This window comes from Streptococcus sp. V728 (assembly GCF_052077995.1).
In the GTDB taxonomy this organism is placed as follows: Bacteria; Bacillota; Bacilli; order Lactobacillales; family Streptococcaceae; genus Streptococcus; species Streptococcus infantis_B.
The window spans coordinates 188,906-203,746 of record NZ_JBQJJH010000002.1; the positions used below are offsets into that span (position 1 = coordinate 188,906).

The 14,841-nt window shown below is 38.0% G+C and carries 17 protein-coding genes; 8 read left to right on the plus strand and 9 right to left on the minus strand.

The features are described 5' to 3' along the window. Positions 1-11: 11 nt before the first annotated feature. On the minus strand, positions 12-230 hold the full coding sequence (gene nrdH / locus ACTO1Y_RS02320; protein ID WP_006151154.1) for a glutaredoxin-like protein NrdH: 219 nt from the start codon (positions 228-230) through the stop codon (positions 12-14). Between the two features lie 362 nt (positions 231-592). On the opposite strand from nrdH, the gene ACTO1Y_RS02325 reads away from it, so the two are divergent. From ACTO1Y_RS02325 to udk, 3 genes are all read left to right on the plus strand, one after another. Continuing rightward, positions 593-856 carry a phosphocarrier protein HPr gene (locus ACTO1Y_RS02325; RefSeq protein ID WP_000146952.1) on the plus strand — a complete coding sequence of 88 codons (264 nt, stop codon included), beginning with the start codon at positions 593-595 and terminating at the stop codon, positions 854-856. A 4-nt stretch (positions 857-860) separates the two neighbouring features. Continuing rightward, positions 861-2,594 (plus strand): phosphoenolpyruvate--protein phosphotransferase, encoded by a 1,734-nt coding sequence (gene ptsP, locus ACTO1Y_RS02330; protein ID WP_254726652.1) that lies wholly within the window; start codon positions 861-863, stop codon positions 2,592-2,594. Between the two features lie 123 nt (positions 2,595-2,717). After that, complete coding sequence (gene udk, locus ACTO1Y_RS02335; protein WP_006151141.1) at positions 2,718-3,356, plus strand: uridine kinase; 639 nt, start codon at positions 2,718-2,720, stop codon at positions 3,354-3,356. Positions 3,357-3,389: 33 nt separating this feature from the next. Here udk and ACTO1Y_RS02340 read toward each other — a convergent pair whose 3' ends face one another. The 3 genes from ACTO1Y_RS02340 to ACTO1Y_RS02350 are packed head-to-tail and all read right to left on the minus strand — an operon-like array spanning position 3,390 to position 5,189. Next, entirely contained in the window at positions 3,390-3,953 is a 564-nt protein-coding gene (locus tag ACTO1Y_RS02340) for an ECF transporter S component (protein ID WP_006151113.1), read from the minus strand. After that, on the minus strand, positions 3,937-4,488 hold the full coding sequence (coaC, locus tag ACTO1Y_RS02345; protein ID WP_441348208.1) for a phosphopantothenoylcysteine decarboxylase: 552 nt from the start codon (positions 4,486-4,488) through the stop codon (positions 3,937-3,939). The genes ACTO1Y_RS02340 and coaC overlap by 17 nt, the downstream gene beginning before the upstream one ends. A gap of 11 nt (positions 4,489-4,499) precedes the next feature. Beyond that, entirely contained in the window at positions 4,500-5,189 is a 690-nt protein-coding gene (locus ACTO1Y_RS02350; protein WP_441348209.1) for a phosphopantothenate--cysteine ligase, read from the minus strand. Positions 5,190-5,409: 220 nt separating this feature from the next. Between ACTO1Y_RS02350 and ACTO1Y_RS02355 the strand changes: the two genes are divergently transcribed. Continuing rightward, on the plus strand, positions 5,410-7,080 hold the full coding sequence (locus ACTO1Y_RS02355; RefSeq protein WP_373113409.1) for a formate--tetrahydrofolate ligase: 1,671 nt from the start codon (positions 5,410-5,412) through the stop codon (positions 7,078-7,080). An 84-nt stretch (positions 7,081-7,164) separates the two neighbouring features. Here ACTO1Y_RS02355 and lysS read toward each other — a convergent pair whose 3' ends face one another. The 5 genes from lysS to ACTO1Y_RS02380 all read right to left on the minus strand — a co-directional run bounded on the left by lysS (position 7,165) and on the right by ACTO1Y_RS02380 (position 11,652). Further along, positions 7,165-8,655, minus strand: a complete 1,491-nt coding sequence (gene lysS / locus ACTO1Y_RS02360; RefSeq protein WP_235083285.1) for a lysine--tRNA ligase — start codon at positions 8,653-8,655, stop codon at positions 7,165-7,167. A 140-nt stretch (positions 8,656-8,795) separates the two neighbouring features. Continuing rightward, positions 8,796-9,419, minus strand: coding sequence for a histidine phosphatase family protein (locus tag ACTO1Y_RS02365; RefSeq protein ID WP_441348210.1), 624 nt, complete (start codon positions 9,417-9,419; stop codon positions 8,796-8,798). Next, entirely contained in the window at positions 9,416-9,901 is a 486-nt protein-coding gene (locus tag ACTO1Y_RS02370; RefSeq protein ID WP_414330428.1) for an aminoacyl-tRNA deacylase, read from the minus strand. Before ACTO1Y_RS02370 ends, ACTO1Y_RS02365 begins: the two co-directional genes overlap by 4 nt. After that, positions 9,901-10,743, minus strand: a complete 843-nt coding sequence (locus tag ACTO1Y_RS02375) for a DUF368 domain-containing protein (protein WP_441348211.1) — start codon at positions 10,741-10,743, stop codon at positions 9,901-9,903. Before ACTO1Y_RS02375 ends, ACTO1Y_RS02370 begins: the two co-directional genes overlap by 1 nt. A gap of 108 nt (positions 10,744-10,851) precedes the next feature. Continuing rightward, entirely contained in the window at positions 10,852-11,652 is an 801-nt protein-coding gene (locus ACTO1Y_RS02380) for a glycoside hydrolase family 25 protein (RefSeq protein WP_441348212.1), read from the minus strand. A gap of 157 nt (positions 11,653-11,809) precedes the next feature. On the opposite strand from ACTO1Y_RS02380, the gene glmU reads away from it, so the two are divergent. From glmU to ACTO1Y_RS02400, 4 genes are read left to right on the plus strand one after another with little or no spacing between them, the layout of a single operon-like run. Continuing rightward, on the plus strand, positions 11,810-13,189 hold the full coding sequence (gene glmU / locus ACTO1Y_RS02385; RefSeq protein WP_441348213.1) for a bifunctional UDP-N-acetylglucosamine diphosphorylase/glucosamine-1-phosphate N-acetyltransferase GlmU: 1,380 nt from the start codon (positions 11,810-11,812) through the stop codon (positions 13,187-13,189). A 9-nt stretch (positions 13,190-13,198) separates the two neighbouring features. Continuing rightward, positions 13,199-13,744, plus strand: coding sequence for an NUDIX hydrolase (locus ACTO1Y_RS02390; protein WP_006150703.1), 546 nt, complete (start codon positions 13,199-13,201; stop codon positions 13,742-13,744). A gap of 11 nt (positions 13,745-13,755) precedes the next feature. Further along, positions 13,756-14,067 carry a cell wall synthase accessory phosphoprotein MacP gene (gene macP / locus ACTO1Y_RS02395; protein WP_441348214.1) on the plus strand — a complete coding sequence of 104 codons (312 nt, stop codon included), beginning with the start codon at positions 13,756-13,758 and terminating at the stop codon, positions 14,065-14,067. A gap of 11 nt (positions 14,068-14,078) precedes the next feature. Continuing rightward, positions 14,079-14,774 carry a 5'-methylthioadenosine/adenosylhomocysteine nucleosidase gene (locus ACTO1Y_RS02400; protein ID WP_441348215.1) on the plus strand — a complete coding sequence of 232 codons (696 nt, stop codon included), beginning with the start codon at positions 14,079-14,081 and terminating at the stop codon, positions 14,772-14,774. The last annotated feature ends 67 nt before the right edge of the window (positions 14,775-14,841 follow it).

The window sequence follows — 14,841 nt, forward strand, 5'->3', positions numbered from 1 at the left end:
AATCCTGATACTTAAGCAAGTTTTTTAAGTTTTGCTGGTTGGAAACCAGAGAAAACTTCAGTTGGTGTTTGAATGATAGGAGCAGCGCTGAAGCCTAGCTCTTTAACTTGTTCGATATATTCAGGTTGTTCATCAAGATTGATTTCGCGATAAGCGATGTTGTTACTATCTAAGAAACGTTTGGTCATTTTACATTGAACACAATTATTTTTAGAATAAACGGTTACCATTCTGTAACTCCTCCTTCAAAAATTTAATTACTTCTTAAGTATATCAGAAAAAAAATCTTTGTCAACGAAGAAAAACTAAATATTGTAGATTTCTTTTGGTCGAAAGACAACTAAACACAATATGTAGTGATTACAAAAAAATAAAACCCATAAATAACAGCGTTTTCTAAATGTTAAAATTATAAAAAACTACATGATGTATTTTGATATATAAAATAGAAGATTTTCAGCAAGTTATCTGAAAGGAAAAAGAAGAAATCCCATAAAATACTTGAAAAAAATCCCAGAAGATGATATAATACCAAACTGTAAGGGTTATCACATATAACTCAAAAAAGAAAGAACAAAAGGAGAGTCAAACTATGGCTTCTAAAGATTTCCACGTAGTGGCAGAAACAGGTATTCACGCACGTCCAGCAACATTGTTGGTACAAACTGCTAGCAAATTTGCTTCAGATATCACACTTGAATACAAAGGTAAATCAGTTAACCTTAAATCTATCATGGGTGTTATGAGTCTTGGTGTTGGTCAAGGCGCTGACGTAACAATCACTGCTGAAGGTGCAGACGCTGATGACGCTATCGCTGCTATCTCAGAAACAATGGAAAAAGAAGGATTGGCATAAGGAAATGACAGAAATGCTTAAAGGAATTGCGGCATCTGATGGTGTTGCCGTTGCCAAAGCATATCTACTCGTTCAACCGGATTTATCTTTTGAAACTATTACTGTCGAAGATACAAATGCAGAAGAGGCTCGTTTGGATGTTGCTCTTGAAGCTTCTCAAAACGAGCTTTCTCTTATCCGCGAGAAAGCTGTAGGTACGCTTGGAGAAGAAGCGGCACAAGTATTTGACGCTCACTTGATGGTTCTTGCCGACCCTGAATTGATCGGTCAAATCAAAGAAACTATCCGCGCTAAGAAAGTAAATGCAGAAGCAGGTCTGAAAGAAGTTACAGACATGTTTATCACTATCTTCGAAGGAATGGAAGACAATCCATACATGCAAGAACGTGCAGCGGATATCCGCGACGTTACAAAACGTGTTTTGGCAAATCTTCTTGGTAAGAAGTTACCAAACCCAGCTTCTATTAATGAAGAAGTAATCGTGATTGCACATGACTTAACTCCATCTGATACTGCTCAATTGGACAAAAACTTTGTAAAAGCTTTTGTAACAAACATTGGTGGACGTACAAGCCACTCAGCTATCATGGCTCGTACACTTGAAATTGCTGCTGTTTTAGGTACAAACAACATTACTGAACTTGTTAAAGATGGTGATGTTTTAGCAGTTTCAGGTATTACTGGTGAAGTTGTAATTAACCCAAGTGAAGAACAAATTGCAGAATTCAAAGCAGCTGGTGAAGCTTACGCTAAACAAAAAGCTGAATGGGCTCTTTTGAAAGACGCTAAAACAGTTACTGCTGATGGAAAACACTTTGAGTTGGCTGCCAACATTGGTACACCTAAAGACGTTGAAGGTGTGAATGATAACGGTGCAGAAGCTGTTGGTCTTTACCGTACAGAATTCTTGTACATGGATTCACAAGACTTCCCAACAGAAGATGACCAATACGAAGCCTACAAAGCAGTTCTTGAAGGTATGAATGGTAAACCTGTTGTCGTTCGTACAATGGATATCGGTGGGGATAAAGAACTTCCTTACTTCGATCTTCCTAAAGAAATGAACCCATTCTTGGGTTACCGTGCTTTGCGTATCTCTATTTCTGAAACTGGTAACCAAATGTTCCGTACACAATTGCGTGCCTTGCTTCGTGCATCTGTTCACGGTAAATTGCGTATCATGTTCCCAATGGTTGCTTTGTTGAAAGAGTTCCGTACTGCTAAAGGTATTCTTGAAGAAGAAAAAGCAAAATTGGTTGCTGAAGGCGTTGCTGTTGCAGATGATATCCAAGTTGGTATCATGATTGAAATCCCAGCTGCAGCGATGCTTGCGGATCAATTTGCTAAAGAAGTTGATTTCTTCTCAATTGGTACAAACGATCTTATCCAATACACAATGGCTGCTGACCGTATGAACGAACAAGTTTCATACCTTTACCAACCATATAACCCATCAATCCTTCGTTTGATCAACAACGTGATCAAAGCGGCACATGCTGAAGGTAAATGGGCAGGTATGTGTGGTGAAATGGCCGGTGACCAAACTGCTGTTCCACTTCTTGTCGGAATGGGCTTGGATGAGTTCTCAATGTCAGCCACATCTGTACTTCGTACTCGTAGCTTGATGAAGAAACTTGACACAGCTAAGATGCAAGAATATGCTAACCGTGCTCTTACTGAATGTTCAACGATGGAAGAAGTTCTTGAACTTTCAAAAGAATACGTTAACTTCGATTAATAATTTAAAAACCTTGTAACAATAAGTTACAAGGTTTTTTTGTTTCTGCGTATAGAAAACTCTGTCTGTAAAATTTCCAAAAATTATGGTAAAATAGACAACGGACAATACAAGGAGGCAACTATGCAAAATAGACCAATCATTATCGGAGTAACAGGAGGTTCTGGAGGAGGAAAAACAAGTGTTTCTAAAGCAATTTTATCTCATTTTCCAAACGAAAAAATTGCTATGATCGAACACGATTCCTACTATAAAGATCAATCTCATCTAACTTTTGAAGAACGAATCAAGACTAACTATGATCATCCTTTTGCTTTTGATACTGACTTGATGATTGAGCAAATCAAGGAATTGTTGGCGGGTCGTCCTGTAGATATTCCTACCTATGATTATGCTGCCCATACTAGAAGTTCGAAAACCTATCGTCAAGAACCTCAAGATGTCTTTATCGTAGAGGGAATCTTAGTTCTAGAAGACAAACGCCTTCGTGATTTGATGGATATTAAGATTTTTGTAGATACTGATGACGATGTACGTATCATTCGCCGTATTAAACGAGATATGGAAGAGCGTGGTCGTAGCTTGGATAGCGTTATTGATCAATATCTTGGTGTAGTAAAACCTATGTATCACCAATTTATTGAACCTACAAAACGTTACGCTGATATTGTGATTCCTGAAGGAGTAACCAATACGGTAGCGATTGATTTGTTGACTACTAAGATTGAAAAGATTTTAGAAGAAGCTCGTTTAGCTCAGTAATAACTAAAAAAACTGTATCTCTTGATACAGTTTTTATTGTTTAATTTTTTCAAGTCTTGGAACAATGGCGAGAGTTAAAATAGCCGAGATAATTAATTCTGCTATCGAATTTGTAGAGATAACAGTCGCTAATAGTTTTTGAATATTTCCATCAAAAACATTACCAAAGAGGAAGAAGATACCACCTAAGACAAATACTGTATTTGTCAGCGAGCCAAGTGCACCAGCAAAAATGAGCCCGGCTTTTCCCTTTAGTAGTTTATAAACGAAATAAGGTGTCAAACCAATCAAGATACGTGGGACAATTGCAATCACAACTGAATATAGGTTACCATTAGGTACAAAAGGTGAGAAGAGATAGCTGGTTGGTAGAATTGTAAGTGTATTAACTGTTAAGCTAATCATACCCATTAAAAATCCAAGGATTGCACCAATCCGTGGGCCGTAAATGATACTTCCAATAATAACAGGAATATGTACAATAGTAGGTTTAATTGGGAATGGTAATACATTAAATAAGATTGAGGTCAGCAGATGGATGACAATCATACTGGCAAAAAAGATAGCAACAGGTGCGATGTTAGAGCGTTTGTTCATTAAGAGTTTCCTTTATTCTTTCTATAATAATTTCCAAATCGGCTAAAGCGCCGCTTCCGAAATCGCCACAAGCTAAGAGAGATTCTTTAGGAGAGATGATCTCGTATCCATAGCTTTCAAGAGTTTTAAGATTTGTCTGTGTGGCAGGGTGGGTAAACATTTTTGTATTCATGGCAGGAGCAAGTAATTTAGGGATATTATCTGGTAATGCCAGAGCAGTACTAGTCACCATATTATCAGCAAAACCATATGCTAATTTTGCAATGGTATTAGCAGTTGCTGGAGCAATGATAAACAAGTCAGTTTCTTTTCCTCTTTCGATGTGATTGACTTGGTCTGGATAAGGTTCTTGCATGACATCGAGATGAACCAGATTTTGGGACAAAACTTGCAGTGTTAATGGTTGTATAAAATCTGTAGCAGCTTTTGTCATCAAGACCGATACACTATGTCCTTGCTTTTTCAAAGAACTGACTAAATCGGCAGCCTTGTAGGAAGCAATTGAACCAGTAATTGCAAGAGTAATATGAGCCATAACTTTCCTTTCTAAAAAGTAAATCCTTGAATTTTTTTAATTATTAGCTCAGCGATTTCTTGTTTGCTGTATGCTGTTTGATAATCGTTTTCTTCAACTAAGTAAGCCAGGTGTTGTTCAGAGTTTATTTGATTCAAATCGTTAGCAACAATAATGTCTGCTTGATTCTTTTTAAGACTTTCTCTAGCAACATCTATCAAATGATCCTTTGTGACATCAACCAGGAGTTTAAAACCTATTAGATGAATTTTAGGATTCCATTCTTTGACCAGAGAAATAATCTTAGGATTTTTCTTAAGAAAGAGAATCTGAGTATCTTCCTTTGAAGAAATTTTGGACTCAGTATTCTGCTTAGTTAGAAATTTAGATAGATCTTGACTTGCTTGTACCTCATCTATACTTGTCATGTAGACTGGGGTGTAGTCAGATACAGCCATAGAATGAATTAAAACTTGATAATCTTTAACAAGATTTCGCATCTCCTCAAGTAAATCCAAAGTATTCTTTATTTCTATGATTTTAAGATTTGGATGACTAGCTGGTCTAACTGCCTGAGAAGTTGTAATCAAGCAAACTTCATGACCTGCTTTTATTAAAGCTTCTGTTATAACCAAGCCAAGATGACCTGTAGAGTGATTAGTGATAGAGCGAACACGGTCTATAGCCTCACTAGTACCACCAGAAGTTACTAAAATTTTCATAGAACCATTTTACACAAAAAAGACTTTTAAGTCAAAGAAAGCGGTTTAGTTTAGCTTTGAGTTATTATAGTTATTATCTATAAAGACATATAAAAAATAGATAATTCTTGTAATTTCACAGAATTATGGCAAAAAATACGAACAATAAATTCATTTTTGTATAAATAAATCTTGTTTTATGATATAATGAGTTAACACATTAGATGTAGAGGAGTTTTGAATGAAAACAGATATTGAAATCGCACAGAGTATCGAGCTAAAACCAATCGTTGATGTTGTAGAGAAACTTGGTATTTCTTACGACGATTTGGAATTGTACGGAAAGTACAAGGCTAAGCTCAGTTTTGATAAAATCCGTGCAGTTGAGAGCAATCCAGTCGGGAAATTGATCTTGGTAACAGCCATTAACCCAACACCAGCAGGTGAAGGAAAATCAACCATCACTATCGGGCTTGCAGACGCCTTAAATAAGATTGGTAAGAAAACCATGATTGCTATCCGCGAACCATCTCTTGGTCCTGTTATGGGGATTAAAGGTGGTGCAGCTGGTGGTGGTTATGCGCAAGTTTTACCAATGGAAGATATCAACCTTCACTTTACTGGTGATATGCATGCTATTACAACTGCAAACAATGCTCTTTCTGCCTTGATTGACAATCACTTGCATCAAGGGAATGATCTAGGTATCGACCAACGCCGTATTCTCTGGAAACGTGTAGTCGACTTGAATGACCGCGCTCTTCGTCACGTAACTGTTGGCCTTGGTGGTCCGCTTAATGGTATTCCACGTGAAGATGGATTTGATATCACTGTTGCTTCAGAAATCATGGCAATCCTTTGCTTAGCAACTGATGTTGAAGATTTAAAACGTCGTTTGGCTAATATCGTTATCGGTTACCGTTATGACCGTACACCAGTTTCAGTTGGTGATTTACAGGTTGAAGGTGCCTTGGCATTGATATTGAAAGATGCTATCAAACCGAACTTGGTTCAAACCATCTATGGAACACCTGCCTTTGTACATGGTGGCCCATTTGCCAATATCGCACACGGATGTAACTCTGTCTTGGCTACAACTACAGCCCTCCATTTGGCAGATTACACAGTAACAGAAGCAGGTTTTGGTGCTGACCTTGGTGCAGAGAAATTCCTCGATATCAAAACTCCAAACTTGCCAACTGCGCCAGATGCAGTAGTTATCGTTGCAACCCTTCGTGCTCTTAAGATGAATGGTGGAGTTGCTAAGGATGCTCTTACAGAGGAAAATGTGGAAGCAGTTCGTGCAGGTTTTGCAAACTTGAAACGTCACGTTGAAAATATCCGTAAATTTGGTATTCCAGCAGTTGTTGCTATTAACGAATTTGTATCTGATACAGAAGCAGAAATCGCAGCTTTGAAAGAACTTTGTGCTTCCATTGATGTTCCGGTTGAGTTAGCTAGCGTATGGGCTGATGGAGCTGAAGGAGGAGTGGCTCTAGCTGAAACGCTTGTCAAAACAATTGACGAAAAACCTGCTAACTACAAACGTTTGTATGACAATGACCTTTCAGTACAAGAAAAGATTGAAAAGATTGTCACTGAAATCTATCGTGGAAGCAAAGTAAACTTCGAGAAGAAAGCTCAAACTCAAATCGCACAAATCGTACAAAACGGTTGGGACAAATTGCCAATCTGTATGGCCAAAACTCAATATAGTTTCTCAGATAATCCAAATGCTCTTGGTGCACCTGAAAACTTTGAAATTACTATTCGTGAATTGGTACCAAAATTGGGGGCAGGCTTTATCGTCGCACTTACTGGTGACGTTATGACCATGCCTGGACTTCCAAAACGACCAGCTGCTCTCAACATGGATGTTGAAAGCGATGGAACAGTTCTTGGTTTATTCTAAGTAAACAAAAAAAGACAACCTTACATTTGGAGGTTGTCTTTCTAGTTATTTAAAACTCCTAGAAAATTTCTAGGAGTTTTGTTTTTATTTCATAGTTGGGAAGAGCAATACATCACGGATAGTAGTAGTATCTGTGAGGAGCATGCAGAGACGGTCGATACCGATTCCCAAACCACCTGTTGGCGGCATACCGTATTCAAGGGCTTCGATGTAGTCATAGTCAATGCCTGTTGCTTCATCGTCACCAAGTTCTTTAGCTTTAGCTTGGGCTTCGAAACGGCTAAGTTGATCGATTGGATCATTCAACTCAGTAAAGGCATTTCCGTATTCTTTAGTCATGATGAAGAGCTCGAAACGATCTGTAAAGCGCTCATCTTCAGGATTTTTCTTAGCAAGTGGTGATACAGCTACTGGGTGACCGTATACAAATGTTGGTTGAATCAATGTTTCTTCAACAAATTCTTCAAAGAAGGCATTGATGATGTGACCAACTTCTGTGTAGTGTTTTTCAACTGGAACTTTCTTCTCAGCTGCGATAGCTTTAGCTTCTTCGAAAGTCATATCTTTCCAGAAATCAACACCAGTAATTTCCTTGATTGCATCAACCATGTGTACACGTTTAAATGGTTCATTGATTTTGATTTCAGTTCCTTGATAGATAACTGGACCGTCACCTTTAACAGCTTTAGCTACGTGTTGGATAATACCTTCAGTCAAGTCCATGATATCGTGGAAGTCTGCATAAGCTTGATAAACCTCGATAGAAGTGAACTCAGGGTTATGTGTAGCATCCATTCCTTCGTTACGGAAGATACGACCAATCTCATACACACGTTCCATACCACCAACGATAAGGCGTTTCAAGTGAAGCTCAGTCGCGATACGAAGTACCATGTCGATGTTTTGTGCATTGTGGTGTGTGATGAATGGGCGAGCAGCAGCACCACCAGCTTCGTTGTGAAGAACAGGTGTTTCGACTTCAAGGAAACCTTGAGCATCGAGGTAGCGACGAATTTCAGAAATGATTTTTGAACGTGTGACGAAGCGATCAAAGCTTTCACGGTTAGAAATCAAATCAAGGTAACGTTTACGGTAGATTGTTTCAACGTCTGAAAGTCCGTGGAATTTCTCTGGAAGGGGACGAAGGGCTTTAGACAAGTGTGTGATGTGAGTAGCCTTGATAGAGAGTTCTCCCATATCCGTACGCATCACTTCACCTTCAACACCTAGGAAGTCACCAAGGTCAGCTTTCTTAAAGATTTCGTAGTTTTCTTCACCGACAGCATCTTTACGAACGTAGATTTGGATTTGTCCTTCGCGGTCTTGGAGGTGAGCAAAACCAACCTTACCCTTACCGCGTTTTGTTACCAAACGTCCAGCGATAGTAGCAGTTTCGTTTAATTCGTGTAGTTGTTCTTTATCAAGGTCAGCAAATTTATCTTTTAGTTCTTGAGAGTTAGCAGTACGTTCAAAACGTTTCCCGAATGGATCAATTCCTTGTTCACGGAGCGCAGCCATTTTTTCACGGCGAACGATCTGTTGGTCATTCAATTCTTCCATATGTTCTGTTGACATGGGTTCCTCCTAGTTTTTAATCAAATTTTGAAATAATAAATCAATTTTTCACGATACTCCCATTTTATCATAAAAAGTCAAGAAATTCACGGATATTCTATAAAAACTAAAAAGAACTTGACGTAATTGATCAAGTTCAATTATTTTTTTTGATAAGAAGTATCGTTCCAAGTCTTAAGAGTAAATTTTTCGAAGTCGTCGGTCTCTATAATTGTTAGACTTGCATTGGCCAAACCACCATTATTACGAAGATGCGCTTCATTAAATCCTAAAAGTGTTCGAAGACTTGCAGTAAGATTTGCTCCGTGGCCAACCAGTAATAGTTGTTCTGTCTTCGTGTTTTTCAAAGATTTAATAAATTGAATGGTGCGTTGAGTTGTGCTGTAGAGTGATTCAGCTTCAAACATACTTGTATCAAACTTAGCTAAGTTCGTTTTAAAGGCTTGAATTTGCTGAGGGTAGATTGCGTTTAAAGTAGCAATTTTTAACCCTTCTAGTTTTCCAAGGTGCCATTCTCTTAGCTCGGGAACACTTTCCAAAGGACATGGGTTTGTCAGTTGGCTTTGGATAATTTCAGCTGATTTAACAGCTCTCGGTAAATCACTTGAATAAATCTTGTCGAATGAAATATCTTTAAGATATTGGCCTAGTTCCTTTAAAGTCTCAATGGATTCAGGAAGAAGTGGGGAATCTCCACCTGCACCTTGAAAGCGACCTTCTAGATTCCAGACTGTTCGACCATGACGAACAAAGTAAAGTTTCATAACTTGTTTTCCTCCAAAATATCTACAAAGTTCGCTTTAACAAAGTTTGCCAAATCTTGTGGAGTAATGATGATGCTGTGTCCGACTTCTCCAGCAGAAACAATCATTTTTTCCAATTCCAATGCCCTTTCATCAATATAAATAGGGTAGTTGTGTTTTTGACGGATACCGACAGGGTTATTTGCACCATGGATATATCCAGTTGTTTTTTCTAAATCCTTTTGCGGAATCATACTCACTTTTTTATTACCAGAAATCTTTGCTAATTTCTTTTCAGAAAGATGTTCAGTAATAGGAACAATCCCAATAACTGGACCAGTCTTGTCCCCTAAAAGAGCTAATGTTTTAAAAATGTGACTTCTCTCATACTCAGAAGGAAGCTCTCCCTCTAAAGCATTGATTTGAATCCCTTGGTGTTCAACACCTGCCTTAGCTAATATTTGCTCGACTAAGGTCTTTTTTACTTTAGTTTTTTTTGCCATTATTTGTACTTATCCTCCAATTGACTCATCCAAATCCCTAACCAAATGCCAAGGGCGAAGAAGAAGGCGATAATGACATAGGAAACAAGAGATAAGCCTCTATAGCTGATGCTTTCAGCATTGCCAGTATTTGGAATCAAAATCAGGAGAGTGCTTGAAAGGACGATCCCAATGATAAAGTGATAGACACGAGAGTGGTAGACACGAAGAGCATAATCCATTAATTTTGAGAAAATAATCAAAGTTGCTCCAGCTCCAATTGCGATTGGAAGAAAAGTTCCGATTAAATCAAAAGTCTTGAAACCGGTCAACATTGGACTATACAGTCCTAAAATTAAGAGAAGGTTTGAAGGACTTAATCCTGGGACTAAAACTCCTAAAGCAAGAAGGGCACCAGCTAAGATAAAGCTTGTAAAACTTGCATTTAGTGAACCTACTACAAAGTTTAAAGCATAAAGTCCAATCCCTGAAATGATGAAGGTTGCCCAAAACCAAATCATATCTATCTTATCTCTTTCGGAGTCCTTAGTAGCTTCCCTTACAAGACTTGGGACCGTTCCAATAATGGCACCCGCAAAGCTCCATAATACATAAACCTGATAGTGTTCAAGGAGATATTCAATAGGATATGAAAATAGTCCAATACCTAGTAACATCCCAATTGCAACTGGTAAAAAATAAAGAACATCTTCTTTAAAATTTTTAAATGGGTGAGCTAAGAATCGAATCATTCTCTCGTAAATACCCAAGATTGCTGCTAGAACACCTCCAGAAATTCCTGGTAAAATAAAGCCTAGCGCAATAACAATTCCCTTAATAATTTTTGAAATCCAAGATAACATAAACTCTCTCCGTACATTATTTTCATTAAAAACTCTTCTAGTATTATAACACAAAGTAAGAGAAATAAAAAAAGCAAGCAGAAGTAATGTCTAACTTGCTAATTACATTTAAGGTTTTAAGAATAACTTTCTAAATGTCTCTTCCTTATCTTTTGATAAGGAAATGATGTTTAAGTCTAAATGATGTTCAAATCCTACTATTTTTCCTTTTGAGGTATATTGGTGAAGGTCAAAGTCAAGTTCTGTATTTGGTGAACTTTCAAAGTAACCTGAGTCAAGTCCATAAGAAGGAATCCAAATAGCAGAAAATTTATCTGTACTGATGCTATGTTCTTGCATGAAGTAAACACCAATATAGATACCGATGTTTTTAGCACCAAGTGATTCTAGTTTAGCACGGAAAGCTTCAACCCCTTTGTTCATATCAGACATGGTTTTTTCTTCGACATCTAACCAATAGTAACTAGGGTTATAAGGCGAGGCTGAATTATAAAATGATTCAGCTGCTTTTTCCATTTCCTCTACACTTTTTCCAGAAACGTATGCATATACAGCAACTGGGATATTTCGTTTTTGAAACTCTGAAATATGACTTTTATAAGCTTTATCTATTCCATTTGTATAAGATGCATCGTTCTCAGTAGTGATCTGGTTTCCTCCGTGAACTCGAACAATCGCACCAGAGATGTTTTGAGATAAAATATCATAGTTGATTTCTGAAGGTCTTTGCCAGCCAGAGATATCGATGATAGGCTTATCCAAGTTATGTAGAGCTTGTGTTTCTATTTGTACTGGATTTTGTTTAGTTTTTACAGGGTGTTCTTCGAATCGTGGACGATTGAGAATCAAGAGTCCTATAAAAGCAGCAAATATAATAACTATACAAGCTGGACGAATTTTTTTTCTCATACCTCTCTAGTTTATCGTAAATATGTTAAAAAATCAAAAAAAACACTCAAAACTAGCAGTTTGAAGCAATAAGTCTCCATTTGTTTTATACAATTTTATCTTTGAAGAGGTAAAATATGGTATAATGTAATGGAAATTCTATAGAAAAGAGAAAAATATGGCAAATTATGCAATTATTTTAGCAGCGGGTAAGGGTACCCGTATGAAATCAGATTTACCGAAGGTTATGCACAAGGTTGCGGGAATTTCAATGCTTGAGCATGTTTTTCGTAGTGTAGGTGCAATTGACCCAGAAAAGACTGTTACAGTTGTTGGACATAAAGCAGAGTTGGTTGAGCAAGTGTTAGCTGGTCAAACTGATTTTGTGAGACAGTCTGAGCAATTGGGAACTGGTCATGCAGTAATGATGGCTGAGCCAATTCTTGAGGGTCTTTCTGGACAAACATTGGTTATTGCAGGTGATACACCATTAATCACGGGTGAAAGTCTAAAGAACTTGATTGATTTCCATGTAAACCACAAGAATGTAGCTACAATCTTAACTGCAGAAGCTGACGACCCATTTGGTTATGGACGTATTGTTCGTAATGACAACGCCGAAGTGCTCCGTATTGTTGAACAAAAAGACGCGACTGACTTTGAAAAACAAATCAAAGAAATTAATACAGGAACTTATGTTTTTGATAATGCTCGTCTGTTTGAGGCTCTTAAGAATATCAATACGAACAACGCACAAGGTGAATACTATATTACTGATGTAATTGGTATTTTCCGTGAAGCCGGTGAGAAAGTTGGAGCTTATACTCTGAAAGACTTTGATGAAAGTCTCGGTGTAAATGACCGTGTGGCACTAGCTACAGCAGAAACTGTTATGCGTCGTCGTATTAACCAAGCTCACATGGTCAATGGTGTTAGTTTTGTAAATCCAGATGCGACTTATATTGATGTTGATGTTGAGATTGCTCCAGATGTTCAAATTGAAGCAAATGTAACCCTCAAAGGTTCTAGTAAGATTGGTTCAGAGACTGTTTTGACAAATGGAACATATATTGTTGATAGTACTATCGGATCAGGGGCAGTGATTACTAATTCGATGATTGAGGAAAGTAGTGTTGCAGATGGTGCTACAGTTGGCCCTTACGCTCATATTCGTCCAGGTTCTAGCTTGGCAAAAGATGTTCATATCGGAAACTTTGTCGAAGTAAAAGGTTCTTCAATTGGTGAAAATACTAAAGCGGGTCATTTGACTTATATTGGAAACTGTGAAGTTGGAAGTGATGTCAATTTTGGTGCTGGAACAATCACTGTGAATTACGATGGTCAACACAAGTTTAAAACTGTCATCGGTAACAATGTCTTTGTCGGATCAAATTCAACGATTATCGCTCCAGTAGAACTAGGGGATAACTCTCTTGTTGGTGCAGGTTCAACAATTACTAAAGATGTGCCTGCTGACGCTATTGCCATCGGGCGAAGTCGTCAAGTCAATAAGGATGAGTACGCTACTCGCCTTCCTCACCATCCTAAAAACAAATAGGAGCTAACCATGGAATTTGAAGAGAAGACGATTAGTCGAAAAGAAATCTATAAAGGTCCTATTTTCCAATTGGTTCAAGACCAGGTTGAACTTCCTTCAGGAAAAGGGACGGCTCAACGCGATTTGATTTTCCATAACGGTGCAGTATGTGTTCTTGCAGTTACTCAAGAAAACAAGATTGTCTTAGTGAAGCAATATCGCAAGGCAATTGAAAAAGTTTCTTACGAAATTCCTGCTGGAAAATTAGAAGTCGGTGAAAATGCAGATCCAGAAGCAGCAGCTCTTCGTGAATTAGAAGAAGAAGCAGCCTACACAGGGGATTTGACTCTTTTATATGATTTCTATTCAGCTATTGGATTTTGTAATGAAAGATTGAAACTGTACTTGGCAAGCAACCTATCCAAAGTCGAAAATCCACGTCCACAAGATGAAGATGAAACTTTAGAATTACTAGAAGTTAGCCTTGAACAAGCAAAACAACTCATCCAGTCTGGTGATATTTGTGATGCCAAAACTATCATGGCCATCCAGTACTGGGAATTACAAGAAAAATAGAGGAGGAACCCATGGGAAAACCTTTATTAACAGACGAAATTATTGAACGCGCTAATCGCGGTGAAGACATCTCTGGTCCTACTTTAGTGGATGATCAAGAGACAAAGATATTATCTACTTCATCTCAACATTATAGAGCTTCACGTTCAAGTGACCATGGATTTAGTGAAGATACTCTAACGATTGAGGTTGAACCTCAAATCCATAAGAGTCGTCGAATCGAAAATACCAAGAGAAATGTCTTTAACTCAAAACTGAATAAGATTCTATTTGCTGTTATTCTTCTCTTGATTTTGCTAGTTTTAGCAATGAGATTTATTTAATGGGGGATGTCATGAAAATCGGTATTATTGCAGCGATGCCAGAAGAACTTGCCTACCTGATTCAACACTTGGAGAATGCCAGTCAAGAAAAGGTTCTGGGCAATACTTATCACACTGGAAGGATTGGGGCTGTTGAGCTTGTATTAGTGGAGAGTGGTATTGGAAAAGTCATGGCTGCCATGAGTGTCGCAATCTTAGCTGATCACTTTAAAGTGGATGCTGTCATCAATACGGGTTCAGCGGGTGCCCTTGCTGAAGGTATCTCAGTAGGAGATGTAGTGATTGCTGAAAAACTAGCCTACCACGATGTTGATGTGACTGCTTTTGGTTATGAATACGGTCAAATGGCCCAACAACCACTTTACTTTGAATCAGACAAAAAGTTTGTTACTTTGATTCAAGAGAGCTTGTCTAAACTTGATCAAAATTGGCATTTAGGTTTGATTGCGACTGGAGACAGTTTTGTAGCTGGTGATGATAAGATTGTAATGATAAAAGAAAATTTTCCTCAGGTTCTTGCAGTAGAGATGGAAGGAGCAGCTATTGCTCAGGCAGCACATGCCTTGGAACTACCATTCTTGGTTGTTCGTGCCATGAGTGATAATGCTAACCATGAAGCTTCTATTTCTTTTGATGAATTTATCGTAGAAGCTGGACGTCGCTCAGCACAAGCACTCTTGACACTCTTAGAATCAATTCATGATTAAAATACAAAGAACACTGCTTGGTGTTCTTTTTTTGTAAAATAAGCTCGTCCAAGTCCGAGTTATTTTC